The organism is Nocardiopsis metallicus (genome assembly GCF_014201115.1).
GTDB classification, from domain to species: domain Bacteria; phylum Actinomycetota; class Actinomycetes; order Streptosporangiales; family Streptosporangiaceae; genus Nocardiopsis; species Nocardiopsis metallicus.
This window is the reverse complement of record NZ_JACHDO010000001.1, coordinates 5,641,439-5,657,141: the sequence shown is the minus strand read 5'-3', so window position 1 is coordinate 5,657,141 and position 15,703 is coordinate 5,641,439. Positions and strand designations below refer to the sequence as shown.

Annotated in this window: 13 protein-coding genes and 1 pseudogene; 11 read left to right on the top strand and 3 right to left on the bottom strand. The window is 71.1% G+C overall.

Features of this window, described 5'->3' with window-relative positions:
• Positions 1-4: 4 nt before the first annotated feature.
• The 4 genes from HNR07_RS24795 to HNR07_RS24780 all read left to right on the top strand — a co-directional run bounded on the left by HNR07_RS24795 (position 5) and on the right by HNR07_RS24780 (position 2,892).
• On the top strand, positions 5-1,138 hold the full coding sequence (locus HNR07_RS24795) for a peptidoglycan recognition protein family protein (RefSeq protein ID WP_184367019.1): 1,134 nt from the start codon (positions 5-7) through the stop codon (positions 1,136-1,138).
• A gap of 247 nt (positions 1,139-1,385) precedes the next feature.
• On the top strand, positions 1,386-1,763 hold the full coding sequence (locus HNR07_RS24790) for a hypothetical protein (protein WP_184367018.1): 378 nt from the start codon (positions 1,386-1,388) through the stop codon (positions 1,761-1,763).
• A complete protein-coding gene (locus HNR07_RS24785; RefSeq protein WP_184367017.1) occupies positions 1,760-2,179 on the top strand; it encodes an Hsp20/alpha crystallin family protein in 420 nt (139 codons plus the stop codon). The genes HNR07_RS24790 and HNR07_RS24785 overlap by 4 nt, the downstream gene beginning before the upstream one ends.
• Positions 2,180-2,364: 185 nt before the next feature.
• Positions 2,365-2,892 (top strand): flavodoxin domain-containing protein, encoded by a 528-nt coding sequence (locus HNR07_RS24780; RefSeq protein ID WP_184367016.1) that lies wholly within the window; start codon positions 2,365-2,367, stop codon positions 2,890-2,892.
• 61 nt (positions 2,893-2,953) lie between these two features.
• Here the strand turns inward: HNR07_RS24780 and HNR07_RS24775 are convergent, their stop codons facing one another.
• The gene (locus HNR07_RS24775) at positions 2,954-3,871 is read right to left on the bottom strand and encodes a universal stress protein (protein WP_184367015.1); all 918 of its coding nucleotides are present in this window, start codon (positions 3,869-3,871) and stop codon (positions 2,954-2,956) included.
• 335 nt (positions 3,872-4,206) lie between these two features.
• Between HNR07_RS24775 and HNR07_RS24770 the strand changes: the two genes are divergently transcribed.
• Entirely contained in the window at positions 4,207-4,908 is a 702-nt protein-coding gene (locus HNR07_RS24770) for a CBS domain-containing protein (protein WP_184367014.1), read from the top strand.
• Positions 4,909-4,984: 76 nt separating this feature from the next.
• On the opposite strand, the gene HNR07_RS34465 is transcribed toward HNR07_RS24770, so the two are convergent.
• On the bottom strand, positions 4,985-5,170 hold the full coding sequence (locus HNR07_RS34465; RefSeq protein ID WP_312893971.1) for a universal stress protein: 186 nt from the start codon (positions 5,168-5,170) through the stop codon (positions 4,985-4,987).
• A gap of 174 nt (positions 5,171-5,344) precedes the next feature.
• Here HNR07_RS34465 and HNR07_RS24760 point away from each other — a divergent pair.
• From HNR07_RS24760 to HNR07_RS24740, 5 genes and pseudogenes are all read left to right on the top strand, one after another.
• Positions 5,345-6,081: pseudogene (locus HNR07_RS24760) on the top strand (DUF4389 domain-containing protein).
• A gap of 44 nt (positions 6,082-6,125) precedes the next feature.
• Entirely contained in the window at positions 6,126-6,479 is a 354-nt protein-coding gene (locus HNR07_RS24755; RefSeq protein ID WP_184367012.1) for a putative PEP-binding protein, read from the top strand.
• Positions 6,476-7,384 carry a universal stress protein gene (locus HNR07_RS24750; RefSeq protein WP_184367011.1) on the top strand — a complete coding sequence of 303 codons (909 nt, stop codon included), beginning with the start codon at positions 6,476-6,478 and terminating at the stop codon, positions 7,382-7,384. The genes HNR07_RS24755 and HNR07_RS24750 overlap by 4 nt, the downstream gene beginning before the upstream one ends.
• A 98-nt stretch (positions 7,385-7,482) precedes the next feature.
• Positions 7,483-9,843, top strand: coding sequence for an ATP-binding cassette domain-containing protein (locus HNR07_RS24745; RefSeq protein ID WP_184367010.1), 2,361 nt, complete (start codon positions 7,483-7,485; stop codon positions 9,841-9,843).
• Positions 9,844-10,323: 480 nt separating this feature from the next.
• Positions 10,324-11,706, top strand: a complete 1,383-nt coding sequence (locus HNR07_RS24740) for an MFS transporter (RefSeq protein WP_184367009.1) — start codon at positions 10,324-10,326, stop codon at positions 11,704-11,706.
• Positions 11,707-11,833: 127 nt separating this feature from the next.
• On the opposite strand, the gene HNR07_RS24735 is transcribed toward HNR07_RS24740, so the two are convergent.
• Entirely contained in the window at positions 11,834-12,502 is a 669-nt protein-coding gene (locus HNR07_RS24735; protein WP_184367008.1) for an esterase/lipase family protein, read from the bottom strand.
• Positions 12,503-12,620: 118 nt separating this feature from the next.
• Here HNR07_RS24735 and HNR07_RS24730 point away from each other — a divergent pair, with 118 nt between their 5' ends.
• Positions 12,621-15,395, top strand: a complete 2,775-nt coding sequence (locus HNR07_RS24730; protein WP_184367007.1) for an AAA family ATPase — start codon at positions 12,621-12,623, stop codon at positions 15,393-15,395.
• The last annotated feature ends 308 nt before the right edge of the window (positions 15,396-15,703 follow it).

Sequence of the window (15,703 nt, the reverse complement as noted above, 5' to 3'; positions counted from 1 at the left end):
CTATATGACCCTATCCATCCAAACTGATGAGATCACCGGAGAGAACATCGTCACACGGCGGGACTGGGGCGCTGACCCAGACGGAGACCCGACCGGCAACGGTCCCATCGAGGGCTCGCCGGGCATCGCGATCCACTATGCGGGCTCGATTTGGCCCGTGCCCATCCTGCACCGCAACTGCGACGAGTACGTACGCGGTATCCAGGAATCTCACATGACCGGCCTCTATGACGACATCGCGTACAACTACCTCGTCTGTCGACACGGTTACATCTACATCGGGCGCGGACACCAGTACCAGTCCGGCGCGAACGGCACCGACTTCGGCAACGCCACCTACTACGCGATCTGTGGCCTGACTGGCGTCCTGGACGGACCCGTGCTCATCCCCGGCACCACACCACCCCTGGTGTCAGCAGTCCGCCGCGTCATCGATCACCTCGAAACGCTGGGCGCCAATGCCTCCGACACCGTCGGACACGGTGACATCCCTGGGAACGACACCCTGTGCCCCGGAAACCTGCGCCCCTACGTCGAAGACGGTTCCTTCCAGCCGGAGGGCACCACCGCCGAGAACGCCCCCGAACCGCACGCACACATCAGAGTCACGCAGACGGCCGAGCCTCCCGAGTGGCCAGGTGTGGAGTTCACGAACCCGCCTCCGACCGAACACACTTCCGTGCAGGTATGGCAGGAACAGATGGCCACGCGTGGTTGGCGGCTCGATGTTGACGGCGTGTACGGCAACCGGAGCCAACTCGCATGCCGCCTGTTCCAGGCAGAGAAGGCATTGGACGTTGACGGGATCGTCGGCGAGCAGACATGGAACGCCGCCTGGACCGAACCCGTCACCGATCCCGTGGACTGGACCTGGCCCGGACTCTACTTCCGTTACGAGCCGGCGAGCCTGCATCCTGACATCTCCCGCTCCTACCCGAGTGTGACCACGCACACCAGCGTGTCCGTCTGGCAGAGCCAGATGGCTCACCGTGGGTGGAACGTCGGGGCGGTCGACGGTGTGTACGGCGCTCAGTCCCAGGCCGTGTGCCTGGCGTTCCAGGATGAGAAAGGGCTCACGGTGGATGGGATCGTTGGCCCTGAGACCTGGGCGGCGTCGTGGGACGCCCCAATCGACTGAAGCATCCCAGTAGAGGGGTGTTCTCGCATGAAGCGAACTGGCCCCCGTTGGTTGGACCGGCGAACTGGACGCGGCCCTGGCCGCGCTGGACTGGCGGCACGAGGACCTCGGCCCGGCCCCCTGCCGCGCCCCGGGGGCCTTCGGCGGCGTACGTCATCTCGTCCTGGCCGCCGTCGCCTCTGCCCTGTGTGGCGCAGACGCTGCGGGAGCACTGACCCGGCGTCGATGCCGTTGCCACCTGGCACGGGTGGGAGCAGCCCTGGCCGGGGAACTGGTCGCGGGCGCGATCATCGCCCTCATGCTCACCGGCGGGCGGATGCTGGAGGATTTGGCGGGCGCCGTGCGCGCTGCGCCCCGGGTGCTCTGCCCGCCGGGGCGCCGAGCGCCGGTACGCGGTAGGGGCGCTGTCGGGCTGTACGCGGTCCCGCTTTCGCACTTCGCCCAGGAGGAGGGTTTCCACGTGCTCGCCGCGGTCGACGACGGGCCTGGGAACGTGGGACTGAAGACCCTACGCGAAGAACCCTTCGACGCCTGTTCACAAGGGCACGATTCGGGTCGAGTGGGAGGTAGGCCGCGGCCCGCCGTCACGGGCCCGGGTCGATCGAGCGAGGAGATGATGACATGAACGCCATTGTTCGTCACACCGGACCGTCCCGCTTGCCGGACCTGGCCGAGCTGTTCGACGCCCCGCTCTTCTCCGGTAGGTCTCCCGCGGGTCTGCGGGTGGAGACCGCGATGGAGGACGACCGGTACGTGGTTCGGGCGGAGGCACCCGGGATGGACCCGGACAAGGACCTCACCGTGACCGTCGAACACGGGGTCCTGACGATCCATGCGGAGCGGAGCGAGAGCACGACGTCGCCGCAGCACTCGGAGTTCCGCTACGGCTCCTTCAGCCGCATGCTCGCGCTCCCGGCGGACGCCTCCGAGGAGGACGTCACCGCCTCCTACGACAAGGGAATCCTGGAGGTGAGCATCGGTCTGACCCAGCGGTCGCAGAGCAGCCGTCGGGTGCCCATCTCACGCAAGGCGCAGGAGTAGGAGGGGCGGCGCCGGCGTCCGGCACGGGGGAGGCCGGGCCCGGCTCCAACGGGGAGGCGCGTCGCCGCAGCCGGGGCTGGCGGCTCCGCCGTCCGGCCAACGCCCGTCCCGGGACAGGCCGGGGCCGTCGGCCGTTCCTGTGCCGTGGGCCCCGGATCGGCAGAACTCGAGTCGGAGGTTTCGTCATGACGGTCCTGGTGGGATACGCGAGTGAGCACGGTTCCACGGAGGGAATCGCGAGGAGGATCGCCGCCCGGTTGCGCGAGCGGGGTCGCACCGCGGACGTGCGGCCGCTGTTCGATGCGCCGGGGGCGGACGGCTACGAGGCCGTGGTCCTGGGCAGTGCCGTGCACGGCGGCGCCTGGCTCGATGAGGCCTCCGGCTACGTTCGTGCCAACACCGACCCGCTCGGCCGGATTCCGATCTGGTTGTTCAGCGTCGGCCTGGCCAGGGTCGTCGGAGGGTGGTTCGAGAGGCACTCCCGGGACCCCGAGGAGATCATGGAACTGTGCCGCGGACACGATCTCCGCGATCACCGTCTGCTGGCCGGCGCCCTGCGGCCGCAACACCTACCGTTGCCTGGACGGGTCTTCTACCGACTCATCGGAGGGCGCTACGGCGACTTCCGTGACTGGGAGGAGATCGACGCGTGGGCCGACACGATCGCCGCCGACCTTTCCGCGGCGGGCGCCTCGGGCGCCGCTTCTGTCTGACCGCCGGTGCGGTGAAGCGCCGGGCGCGGTGAAGCGCTCTGCGGCGGGGCGGAAGCTCTCACTACGCCGCCCCGAGGGGGCGGGGCGGGCGTATCACGGCGACCGGGCAGGGGCTGTGCGAGATCACGTTCTGGCTCACCGAGCCGAGCAGCATGCCGGCGAAGCCGCCGCAGCCGTGCGAGCCGACGACCATCAGGTCGCAGTCCCGGGCGCTGGTGCACAGAACCCTGGCTGGATGTCCCGTCGCGACGACCTCCTCGACCTGTACCTGGGGCCACCGCGCGTGTTCGTCCGCGACCGCCGTGGACAAGGCCTCGCAGTAGGCTCTCCGTTCCTCCACCTTCCCGGGTTTGGGCTGTTTCCCGTTCCCCGCCCACGACGGGTCCTCAGATGCGCCCGAACGCCACCAAGCTGTGTTCTCCCGTACGGTTACCGCGCGCAGCGCCGCTTCGCGGGCGTCTGCCGCGGAGAAGGCCCACTCCAATGCCGCCCGGGAGGTCTCCGAACCGTCGACACCCACCAGGATGCGGTCCGTGGCGGCTTCGGGCGGCCGGTCGGGCACGACCACGACCGGGCACGCAGCCGAGGCGAGCATCTCCAGGACCGTCGAAGCCGGGAGCACAGCGTCCAGGGCCTTCCTGTGGTGTGCGCCCAGTACCAGCATGCTCGCGCTCTGGCTCTCCAGGAGCAGAACAGTCTCAGGATCGCCGATGACGTCCACCGCTTCTACGGTGACGTCCGGCTCCAGTTCCACGGCGCGTCGACGTGCGCTCCCCACGATGCGCAGAGCGGACTCGTCGAGGTTGAACCCCGGTAGGCCGAGAGGCAGAGAGCGGTACAGGGGCCAGCCGAGAGCGTATACGATACGCAGCCCGTGACCCCGCCGACGGGCCTCGCCCGAAGCCCAGCCGACTGCCCGCTCGCTGGCTGGCGAGCCGTTGACCGCTACCACCACGTGTGCGTGCGTGCCCTGGCCCATCGTTGCCTCCGAAAGGTGGACAAACCCCGGTTTCAGGTTATGGAGCCCGCGGAGCCCGTGCCAGGAGCGTACGTCCCGTACGGGCGGGACCACCGGTCCGGTTCCTCAGCGCTGCCACGGGGTCCCGGTGGTGGGCTGCCCGCCTCCGGTGAAGGAGAGCGTGCCACAGGGCCTACGCGGTGGGGTCCGACGGCCCTGGTCCGTCACGCGGCCGGAGGGCAGGATGACACACGAGGAGCGGAAACGGGCGCACCCGCCAGCGCGAAAAGAGCGTGCCAGCCGGTCGCCACCGGACCGCTCACCGTTCGTGCCGGGCCCGGGGGGGGGAGCCTGAGATGCGTACCGTGCGTGAGGTCATGACGACCGAGGTCTTCTCGGTCGCGCAGGAGACCGACTACCGGAATGTCGCCGGGACACTGCTGGAACGGCAGGTGAGTGCGCTGCCGGTGACCGACGGCGACGGGCGTGTGGTCGGGGTGGTGTCCGAGGAGGACCTGCTGCACAAGGAGGAGTTCGCGGGAGGGGACTACCGGCCGCCACTGCGTGCCCGGCTGCGTACCCGGATGGGTCCGGGGGGAAGCGCGGCCGACAAGGCGCAGGCCCGAACCGCGGGCGGGTTGATGACCAGCCCCGCCGTCACCGTCTCTCCTGACGCGGGTACGGTCACGGCGGCCAGGCTGATGGAGCGGCACGGTGTCAAGCGGCTGCCGGTCGTTGACGGGGAGGGCCACCTGGTCGGGATCGTGGGCCGACGGGATCTGCTGTCGGTGTTCATCAGGGAGGACGACGAGATCGCCGAGGAGGCACGAGCCGGGATCACCGAGGCCCTGACGCCGGTGCGCGTACAGGAACCCGCCGTCACCGTCGAGGACGGGGTGGTGAGGGTGTCGGGGACTGTGGAGCACCGCAGTGAGGCCCAGGCGCTGATCCGTCGGCTCAAGGCGATCGAGGGCGTCGTGTCGGTCGACTCCGAGCTTCGCTGGCGCGTGGATGACGTCGTGCCCGAGTACGTTCGGTGGCGATCCGTGACTCCCTGAGGCACGCGGCCGCGGGAGGGCGCACGGCGGATGGATCCGCCGTGCGCCCTTCTGGTCGCCGGGCGCGGGAACCGGTTCAGGCGGAGTGCACGATCATGAGCGGGCAGGGCGCGCTGTGCAGCAGCCCGTGCGCGATCGCTCCCAGTGCCGCGCGCGGAAATCCGTGGTGTCCCCGCGCGCCGACCACGAGCCGGTCGGCTCCGCGCGCGGCTTCGGCCAGGGCGAACAGCGCTGGCGCGGGAGACAGGGCCAGGGCCGTCACCAAGAGCAGGCCGCAGTCGCACCGGATTCCCTCTGTCTGCCCCGTGTGAGGGCGAAGTCCCCAGTTCCCCGGGGACGAAAGCCCCTGCGATCGACTCCTGGTGGCCCTGGCCTGCACGGATCGGCTGCGGGAGAGTTGGCGTCAACAGCGAGCTTTGCTCTGGAGGTGACCGGTATGGACGACGGCACGGGTTACCCGCTGAAGGTCGAGGGGACGCTCGACCCCTCATTGAGCCGCTGGCTGTGGCTGGTCAAGTGGATCCTCGCCATCCCCCACTACGTCGTACTCTTCTTCCTGTGGTTGGGGTTCTGCGCGCTGACCGTGGTGGCGTTCTTCGCGATCCTGTTCACGGGGCGCTACCCGCGGTGGATCTTCGACTTCAACTGGGGGTGCTGCGGTGGAGCTGGCGGGTCGCGTTCTACGCCTACGGGGTGCTGGGGACCGACCGGTACCCGCCCTTCACGCTCTCGGGTGACGTCGACTACCCGGCGCGACTGGAGGTGGCCGCACCAGGGGACCTCTCACGCGGCCTGGCCCTGGTCAAGTGGTGGCTGCTGGCCTTGCCCCACTACCTCGTCGTCGCCCTGTTCACCTCCGGGGCCGTGCGCGTGGTGTCCGACACCGGTGCTCCCGCTGGGGCAGGGGGCACCGAAGTCGTGTTCCAGTCCCCCGGTCTCATCGGCCTGCTGGTGCTGTTCGCCGCGGTGGCCCTGCTCTTCACCGGCTCCTACCCGCGGGGACTGTTCTCCTTCGTGCTCGGCCTGCACCGCTGGGGGCTGCGGGTCGTCGCCTACGCCGCACTCATGACGGACCAGTACCCGCCGTTCGTACTGGTCAAGGGCGGCACCGAGCCGACGGTGACCGAGGGTCCGGGGCCCGTTCCGCGTCCCGGCGGCGGTGAAGGCGGGTGAAACGGCCCCGCGGTACGGGTGAGGGCCTAGGGCGGAAGCCGCCTGTGACCAACGCCCCGCTGACCCCGGGCGTCGATCGGGACTCCGCACTGCTGCCGGATGTGTTCGGCGAGCGGGATCCGTCGGTGGCGCGCAGCATCGAGAGCCCGATCGCCGACGCCCACACGGCTGGCCAGCCGACGGGCCTATGCGGGCAGACGCCCGCTGACGACCCCGCGCACGCCGGGTTCCCGGTCGAAGCCGGGACCGACTCCGTATTCGTGGTACCGGACGGATTCCTCGCGGCCGGGGAGAAGGCCGCCGCGGCCGAGCGACGCGACACCCGTACCCGGTGCACGCACGCGGCCGCTCCCAACGTGACACGAGAGGGCTTCACAGCCGCTGGGGGGAAGTCATGAACCACAGAGCCGACGCGCCGCTGGTGGCGGCGGTCAACGGAACCGCGGCGAGCGGGCGGGCCCTTGACTGGGCCGCGGATGACGCGCGGCGGCGGGGGTTGCGGCTGCGTATCGTTTACGCCTTCGACTGGCCGCTCTACCACTCGATCCCCCGTGGCCTGCCGCGGTTCGACGTGAACGAGTTCGCGCGCCGCATCGTGGACGAGGCGCGCGAACGGGCCCTGGAACGGGTGCCGGGCCTCGACGTCACCGCGGTGCACGTCACCGGCGATCCCGAACCCGTCCTGCTGACTGAGAGCCAGAAGGCGCATTCGATGGTGGTGGGAGCGCACCGCATGACGGCCGTGGAGCGGGTGATACCGGATTCCACGGCACTGGAGCTGCTGGCGTCCGCCTCGTGCCCCGTGGTCGTCGTGCCGGACCGGGAACCGGGTCCCTTCCGTGGCCGTGTCGTGCTGGCTGTGGACGGATCGCACTCCGCGCGGGCCGCCGCGGAGTGGGCGTTCGCCACCGCGGACAGCTGGAGGGCTGAGCTGCGCGCGGTCATGGTGCGCGAAGAGGGCCGCTGGTGGCGCCTCGGGGCCCTGGACGACCCCGCCTGGACCAAGCCTCGGGAGGTACGGGAGGAAGAGGAGGCCAAGGAGGCGCGCAGGGCGCGCCGGATGCTTGCGGAGGCGGTCGAGGGCTACCGCGAGCGCTGGCCACGGATACGGGTCGAGGAAGTCGTGGAGAAGGGTCACCCCGTCGAGGCCCTGTGCGACTCGGCCCGGGACTGCGACCTGATGGTCGTGGGTTCGCACGGGCGGGGCGGCTTCACCGGGATGCTGCTGGGCTCGGTGAGCCGGAACGTGATCTCGCACAGTCCGGCCCCGGTCGCGGTGGTGCGCCCCGCCGAGCACGGATGAGGGAACCCTCCGGCGCACAGCCCTCCCCGGTACCGGTTTCGCCTGGTGCGGGCCGTCCGCGGGGCGGAGCGGGGGCCGGGGCCGGGTAGACCTGGGGCATGGCAGAGATCGACGACCGCATCAGGGTGCGCGGCGCCCGCATCCACAACCTCAAGAACGTGGACACGGAGCTTCCCCGGGACGCCCTGGTCGCCTTCACCGGCGTCTCGGGCTCGGGGAAGTCCTCGCTCGCCTTCGGGACGCTCTACGCCGAGTCCCAGCACCGGTACCTGGAGTCGGTGGCCCCCTACGCGCGGCGCCTGCTCCAGCAGCTGCCCGCCCCCGAGGTGGACGGCATCACCGGGATGCCGCCCGCGGTGGCGCTCGCCCAGCCGCGCTCGGCTCCGTCGGTGCGGTCCACGGTGGGCACCCTGACCACGCTCTCCAACACGCTGCGCATGCTCCTGTCGCGGGCCGGGGACTACCCGCCCGGCGCCGAGCACCTGGACTCGGACTCCTTCTCCCCCAACACCGTGGCCGGGGCCTGCCCCCTCTGCCACGGCGAGGGGGTCGAGCACGAGGTGACCGAGGACTCGCTGGTGCCCGACCCCTCCCTGAGTATCGCCGGGGGCGCCGTCGCCTCCTGGCCCGGAGCCTGGCAGGGCAAGAACCTGCGCGACATCCTCGACACCCTCGGGTATGACATCCACAAGCCCTGGCGGGAGCTGCCCCAGGGCGAGCGGGACTGGATCCTGTTCACCGACGAACAGCCCGTGGTGACCGTCCACCCGGTCCGGGAGGCGGGCCGCGTCCACCGCCCCTACCAGGGCAAGTACAGCAGCGCCCGGCGGCTGGTGCTCAAGGCCTACGCCTCCTCGGCCAGCGAGACCCGGCGGCGCAAAGCGGCCGAGTTCATGGTCGACCGGACCTGTCCGGAATGCGGCGGGCGGCGGCTGCGGCAGGAGTCGCTGCGGGTCACCTTCGCCGGGTACGCCATCACCGAGCTGGCCGCGATGCCGCTGACCGAACTCGCCGCCGTGCTGCGCCCCTGGAAGGAAACGGCCGGGGCGGCCGGTGCGCTGGCCGCGGAGATCACCGCGCGGGTCGAGGTGCTGGAGGAGCTGGGCCTGGGCTACCTGAGCGCGGACCGTCCGGCGCCGACCCTGTCCACCGGGGAGTTCCAGCGGATCCGGCTCGCCACCCAGCTCGGCGCCGGACTGTTCGGTGTGGTCTACGTCCTGGACGAGCCCTCCGCGGGCCTGCACCCCGCCGACTGCGAAGCGCTCTCGGGCATCCTGCGCCGGCTACGGGACGGCGGCAACACGGTGTGCTTCGTCGAGCACGACCTGGACATCGTCCGCGGCGCGGACTGGATCGTGGACGTGGGCCCGGACGCCGGAGAACACGGCGGGCGGGTGCTGTACAGCGGACCGGTCGCCGGGCTGCGCGACGTGCCGGAGTCGGTGACGCGCCGCTACCTGTTCCAGAACATCCTCCCCGCCACTCCAGGCCTGCCCGAACGCCCCGCGCACACGCCCCGCGGGGCTCTGGAGCTGCGCGGGGTCACCGGTAACAACCTCCGGGACCTGGACGTGGACGTCCCGCTGGGGGTGTTCACCGCCGTCACCGGGGTGTCGGGTTCGGGCAAGTCCACGCTGCTGGCGAAGATCGCCGAGCACGCCGCCGACCGTGCCACCGGGCCGGGCCGGGTCGTGTGGGTCAGCCAGCAGCCCATCGGCCGCACCCCGCGCTCCAACCTGGCCACCTACACCGGACTCTTCGACACGGTGCGCAAGCTGTTCGCCGCCACCGACGACGCCCGCGCGTTCGGCTACGGTCCGGGCCGGTTCTCCTTCAACGTCGTGGGCGGGCGCTGCCAGAACTGCGAGGGCGAGGGTTTCGTTTCGGTGGAACTGCTGTTCCTGCCCACCACCTACGCTCCGTGCCCTGCCTGCGGTGGTTCCCGCTACGACGAGGACACGCTGCGGGTGCGCTACCGGGGGCTGACCGTCGCGGACGTGCTGGCCATGTCAGTGGAGGAGGCAGCGGGATTCTTCACCGAGGAGCCGTCGGTGAGCAGGGCCCTGGAGACCCTCGCCGGGGTCGGCCTGGGCTACCTGCGGTTGGGGCAGCCCGCCACCGAGCTGTCCGGCGGAGAGGCGCAGCGGATCAAGCTCGCCACCGAGCTCCAGCGCCGCAAGGTCGCGGACACGGTCTACCTGCTGGACGAGCCCACCACGGGGCTGCACGCCCATGACACCGACGTCCTCATGGGACGCCTGTGGGAGTTGGTCGGTGCCGGGGCCACCGTGGTGGCGGCCGAGCACGACATGCGGGTGGTGGCCACCGCCGACCACGTCATCGACCTCGGACCGGGCGGCGGCTCGGCGGGCGGACGGATCGTCGCCCGGGGAACGCCCGCCCGGGTGGCGACGGCCCCGGAGAGCCGGACCGGCACCTACCTGAAGGAGCTGCTCTGATGCGCCAGGCCCTCTGACCACCCTTCCGGGGCCAGCTCGGCGAGCGACTGCGGTCACGGACCCGGCCCCGGCGGGGCTGACTCCGGCTGAGGTGATTCGTGGACCTGTCGACAGGTCGAGGAGACATGTCGACAGGTCGGTCTGTCACCCCTCCGGTGCCGTTCAGGCCGGGCCCCGCCGCCTTGTCTCGGAGTGTGGACGGTTCGGAATTTTTCTTCCGGTCGTGACCGAGTGGTCGCGTGCTGCCAGGCTGCCTAGTCAGACAGGGTTTCTCACCGACCGTTCGGTAAGTACACACGTGTCTAGCTGCGAAAAAGCGAAACCCAGTGTGGAAAGTGCAGTGAGTCACATGGCATTGTGTGCTGGGGCTCAGGGTCTGTCCCGGTATCCACCGTTCTGTTTTCGGGTGTGGGTGCCGGTCGCCCTGTGCCCGACCGAGAACTCGGCCACCCCCGGCCGGTAGAGAACTACGGAGCAGCAATGGCGACTTCCGACGCCACGGTCCCAGGACCCGGTGGAACCCTCGACCCCAAGGAGAAGCGCAAGGTCCTCGCGGGGACCATGGTCGGTACCACCATCGAGTGGTACGACTTCTTCATCTACGCCCAGGCCGCGGGTCTGGTACTGGCCCCCCTCTTCCTGGCCCCGCTGGCGGACACCAATCCCGGTGTGGCGCAGGTGCTCTCCTTCGCGACCATCGGTATCTCCTTCCTCTTCCGTCCGCTGGGCGCGATCGTGGCCGGGCACCTCGGGGACCGGTTCGGGCGTAAGAGGATCCTGGTCTTCACCCTCGTCCTGATGGGTGTCGCGACCTGTGTGATCGGCCTGCTGCCGACCTACGCACAGATCGGCTTGGCGGCACCGATCCTGCTGATCCTGATGCGCATCGTCCAGGGCTTCTCAGCTGGCGGTGAGTGGGGCGGAGCCGCCCTGATGTCGGTGGAGCACGCGCCGCTGAGCAAGCGCGGCTACTTCGGTGCCTACCCGCAGATCGGTGTTCCCTGCGGCATGATCCTGGCGACCTTCGTGGTCTGGGCCATCACGGCGGCCATCGGTACCGAGGCCTTCATGGAGTGGGGATGGCGCATCCCGTTCCTGCTCTCCTTCGTGCTGATCATCGTCGGCCACCTCATCCGCAAGACGGTCGAGGAGTCCCCGGTCTTCAAGCACATGCAGCAGCGCCGGGCCAAGTCCTCGGCCCCGCTGGGCCGGCTGTTCCGCAAGAACTCCAGGGAGGTCGTGCTCTCCGCGCTGATCTTCGTCGCCAACAACGCCGCCGGTTACCTGGTGATCGCCTTCCTGGCCACCTACGCCTCGCGCCCGGTGGAGGAGTTCGGCCTCGGCATGGACCGCGGCCCGGTCCTGCTGGCCACTACCCTGGCCTCCTTCGGCTGGCTGGTCTCCACGCTGTACGGCGGTTGGATCAGTGACCGGATCGGCCGGGTGCGCACGTTCCAGATCGGCTACGTCCTGCTCGCCGCCTGGGCGGTCCCGATGTGGTTCATGGTCGACACCGCGAACATCTACATGTACTTCCTGGGGGTCTTCGTCTTCACGCTGACCTTCGGCCTGAGTTACGGCCCCCAGTCGGCCCTGTACGCGGAGATGTTCCCGGCCGAGGTCCGCTACTCGGGTGTGTCCATCGGCTACGCGCTCGGCGCGATCCTGGGCGGCGCCTTCGCCGCGATGATCGCCGAGCTGTTGCTCACCAGGTACGACGCCTCGTGGACCATCGGCGTGTACGTGGTCGTGCTCTCCCTGGTCTCCTTCATCGCGGTCTCCCTGGTGAAGAAGGACATCCAGGGCGTGGACCTGCACGCCGAGGGCATCGAGGGCCCCGAGCCGGTCACCAGCGACAAGTAGGGCAGCTCTGCTGAGCCCGATCGCGAGGGACGGGGCGGCAGATCGTTTCGGCGACCTGTCGTCCCGTCCCTTTGTCGACCTGTAGATCCGCCGACAGGCCGGTCGGATGCCCTCAGCAGGAAGCGGGTCAGCCGAGGACGCCGCGGACGTGGTCGATGACCCCGCGGTTCCACATCATCGAGATGTGCTCGACGCAGCCGACCTGAATGTTGTTCGCCCCCGGCAGGGACGTGCTGCTCGTGGGCGAGATGATCAGGTCGCAGGACGAGCGCATGGTCGTGTAGGTGACCGGCCCCGGCGTGGCGTCGCCGCCGTTGAGGTCGTTGAGGAAGGACGAGCCGTGGCGCATCTCCTTGCAGGGGGTCATCAGGGACGGGCAGAAACTGGCGACCTTGGTCCCGTTGTTGGGGCCGCCGATGGAGATCCACTGGTCGACGGTCTCCGCGCCGCCGAGGTTCTTGATGTAGTACCGCGAGGACAGGCCGCCCATGGAGTGGGTCACCAGGTGCACCCGGTCGGCGCCGTGCTGGCCCCGCACGCTGTCGACACGGTCGGCGAGCTGCCTGGCGATGGTGGTGTTGGAGCGGGCCCAGTCGTAGGAGAAGACGTGCAGCCGGTCCTCGGGGTAGCCGGATTGGACCAGGGCGGCGCGCATGTCGTTCCACTGGCCGCCCTTGCCCATGAAGCCGTGCACGAAGATGACCGGGGCGCGGGAGTCGGCGGAGGCGGGGGCGGAGTGGAGGGCCGCGGTGAGGGCGAGGAAGAGTACGCACAGGAGTGAGGTCAGGCGTCTCATGTGAGCTCCGGGGGTGGGGGAAGCGGGGACCTTGATTGTGTGTGTCGGGTCACATCGAGCGCATCGGCTGAATAGCCGGTCTCTTTACTCGCCCTTAACCGGCGAGTAACTTAAAGGTGTGATCAGCGTGAACCCGCTCACACGCACAGTGCCCCCGCTCGGGCGCGACCACGAACTCCGAACCGTCCGCCACCTGCTCGAAGCCGCCCGGTCCGGACACAGCGGCGGCCTGCTCGTGACGGGCGCCCCCGGCGCGGGCCGGACCGCCCTGCTGGAGCACGCCGGGGACGAGGCCCGCGACTTCACCGTGCTGCGCGCCCGCGCCGCCCCCGGCGAAGGACGCCTCCCCCTGGCCGGGCTGCACCAGCTCCTGCGGCCGGCGCTCCCCTATCTGCCGCGTCTGCCGAGCATCCAGCGCGAGACCCTCACCCGGGCCCTGGACACGGGAACCCCCGGCGAGGCCTTCCCGCTGGCCAACGCGGCCCTGGGGCTGTTCGCCGAGGTCGCGGCCGAGAGTCCGCTGCTGATCTGCGTGGACGACTTCCACCTGCTGGACCCGCCCTCCCAGAAGGCCGTGGCCTTCGCCGCCCGAAGGCTCACCCACGACGGGGCCGTCGTCCTGCTCAGCGCCCGGGAGGGTGACCCGGACCGGCTCACCGGGATTCCCGTGCTCCGGCTGCGCCCGCTGCCCGAGGACGCGGTCCTGCGCCTGCTCATCGAGGCGGCCGGGGCGGAGGAACTGGCCGAACCCGTGGCGGCGGCGCTGGCCACCGCCGCCGAGGGCAACCCCCGCGCCGCCCTCGAACTGCTGGAGGGCACCGGACCCGGACAGCGCTCCGGCGCCCTCGCCCTGGCCCGGCCGCCGCGCTCCCGGGGCGAGCTCACCGACGGCTTCGCCGCGACCCTGGCCCGGCTGCCCGAGGCCACCCGGCTCAGCCTGGTGAAGATCGCCGCGGAGCCGCACGGCCCCCTGCCCCCGGAGCCCTGGGGCTCCCCGCCGGGCGAGGGGAACCCCGACCCCCTCGAACCCGCCCGGCGGGCCGGGCTGATCGCCGAGGAAGGGGACCGGGTGGTCTTCACCCACCCGCTGGCCCGTTCGGCCGGCTACCACCGGGCCTCCCCCGCCGAACGCCGCTCCGCGCACTCGGCTCTGGCCCGCGCGCACGAGGCTGCCCACGACACCGGGCGCGCCGCCTGGCACCGGGCCCTGGCGGGGAGCGCCCCTGACGAACGGGTCGCCGCCGCCCTCCAGGAGGAGGCGCGCCGCACCGTCGAGCGCGACGGGCACTCCCCCGCCTCCCTGCTCCACGAACACGCCGCCCGGTTGACCCCGGACCCCGTCCTGCGCGGCCTGCGCCTGACCGACGCCGCCCGCTCCGCCTGGCTGTCCGGAGACCCGAACCGGGCCCGGCGCGTCCTGGAACACGTGCGCTCGGACCACGCCGACCTGCTCCGGGCCGAGATCGACCTGCGGTCGAGCGTGGCCATCGACGCCTCCGAGCGACTGGGCCCCACCGCGGACCGCCTGGCCCGCAGCGACCCCGGGGCAGCGCTTCGGGTCCTGCTCCAGGCCGGGGAGGCCAGCTGCCTGTCCGGCGACCACGAACGCTTCTTCGCCACCGCCGAACGCGCCCGAACCCTCATGGCCGCGGCCCCCGCCGCTGGAGACACGAACGGGGACGCAACCGGGATCGACCACCCCTGGAGCCGGCTGGTCCTGGACTACATGACCGGCAAGGCCGCCATGTTCCAGGGCCGCCACCGCGAGGGCGCCGTGCTGCTGGGCCGGGCCGAGGACACCGCTGACCTGATCGGCGACCCTCAGGCGCTCGTGCTCGGCGGGATCGCGGGACTGCTGCGCGGCGACCACGTGCGCACCCGGGCCCTGGCCGGACGCGCGGCGGCCGTGGCCCGCAGGACCGGGGCGCTCGCCCTGCTCCCCCAGGCCCTGGAGTTCCTGACCTACGCGGAGATGTGGTTCGGCCGCCTCTCCCTGGCCGAGGAGAGCGCCGCCGAGGGGCTGCGCACGGCGCTGGAGTCCGGGCAGGACAACTGCGCGAGCCACCACCGGGGAGCGCTCGCCTTCGTCGCCGCCATCCGCGGCGAGGAGGACACCTGCCGCGAGCACGCCGGAACGGCCTTGGCCATGGCCGGGGAGCACGACGTGGGGCTGCCGGCAGGGCTGGCCGCCTGGGCGCTGGCCCTGCTCGACCTCGGCGCCGGGCGCGGCGCGGAGGCCGCGATGCGCCTGCGCGCCCTGGCCCGCTCCGGCCCGGGCTGCGGTCACGCGGCGGTGCGGCTGCTGATCACCCCGCACCTGGTGGAGGCCTCGGTGCGCGGCGGGGTGGCGGTACGGGTCCAGGGCGCGGTGGAGACCTTCGCCAGCTGGGCGGAGGCCACCGGCCAGGACACCGCGCGGGCCCAGGTGATGCGCTGCCGCGGGCTGCTCCACGAGGGCGAGGAGGCGAACGCGTACTTCGAGAGCGCGCTCGACCTGCACGCCTCCGGCTACTGCGACTTCGAGGAGGCCCGCACCCGGCTGCTGTACGGCGGGCACCTGCGCCGTTCCCGGCACCCGGGGCTGGCCCGCGAGCACCTGTACACCGCGATGGAGGTCTTCGACCGGTTGGGCGCCGTGCCGTGGGTCCGCCAGGCCCGTGAGGAGCTCCGGGCGGCGCGCGGCAGCACGGCGGTGCGCGAGGACAGCGGGGTGGAGCTGCTCAGCCCGCAGCAGCTGCGCATCGCCCGGCACGTGGCGGGCGGGGCCACCAACCGGGAGGTCGCGGCCCGTCTCTTCCTGAGCACCCGCACGGTCGACCACCACCTGCGCAACATCTACAGCAAGCTGGGTATCCGCTCCCGCGTGGAGCTCTCCCGCCTCGTCGGCCAGTAGTTCTGCCGTCCCAGCCTCCCCAGCCTCCGTGCCGGTCAGTGGCCTTGTCGACCAGCCGACACGTGGACCTGCCGACAGGTCCACGTGTCGGCTGGTCGACAAGGCGACACGACGACAGCTGTTTCACGTGAAACACCCTCCTTTCCTGGTCAGGGCCGAGCGGCCGCCGGAGGCCGGTTCCGGCCGTCCGGCAGGGTGCGGTCGGGGCAGTCCCCGAGGTGGCGGCGGTGTCCCCCGAACGGAGGACACGGGTCCGCTTTCGCCGCCCGGTCGGAGGACGCCGGGCGAAGTGACGCCTCAGTAATGTC

Coding starts and splice junctions, on each gene's coding strand:
- HNR07_RS24735 (WP_184367008.1), bottom strand. CDS start 12,502: ATGAGACGCCTGACCTCACTCCTGTGCGTACTCTTCCTCGCCCTCACC.
- HNR07_RS24750 (WP_184367011.1), top strand. CDS start 6,476: ATGAACCACAGAGCCGACGCGCCGCTGGTGGCGGCGGTCAACGGAACC.
- HNR07_RS24740 (WP_184367009.1), top strand. CDS start 10,324: ATGGCGACTTCCGACGCCACGGTCCCAGGACCCGGTGGAACCCTCGAC.
- HNR07_RS24780 (WP_184367016.1), top strand. CDS start 2,365: ATGACGGTCCTGGTGGGATACGCGAGTGAGCACGGTTCCACGGAGGGA.
- HNR07_RS24795 (WP_184367019.1), top strand. CDS start 5: ATGACCCTATCCATCCAAACTGATGAGATCACCGGAGAGAACATCGTC.
- HNR07_RS24775 (WP_184367015.1), bottom strand. CDS start 3,871: ATGGGCCAGGGCACGCACGCACACGTGGTGGTAGCGGTCAACGGCTCG.
- HNR07_RS24745 (WP_184367010.1), top strand. CDS start 7,483: ATGGCAGAGATCGACGACCGCATCAGGGTGCGCGGCGCCCGCATCCAC.
- HNR07_RS24785 (WP_184367017.1), top strand. CDS start 1,760: ATGAACGCCATTGTTCGTCACACCGGACCGTCCCGCTTGCCGGACCTG.
- HNR07_RS24770 (WP_184367014.1), top strand. CDS start 4,207: ATGCGTACCGTGCGTGAGGTCATGACGACCGAGGTCTTCTCGGTCGCG.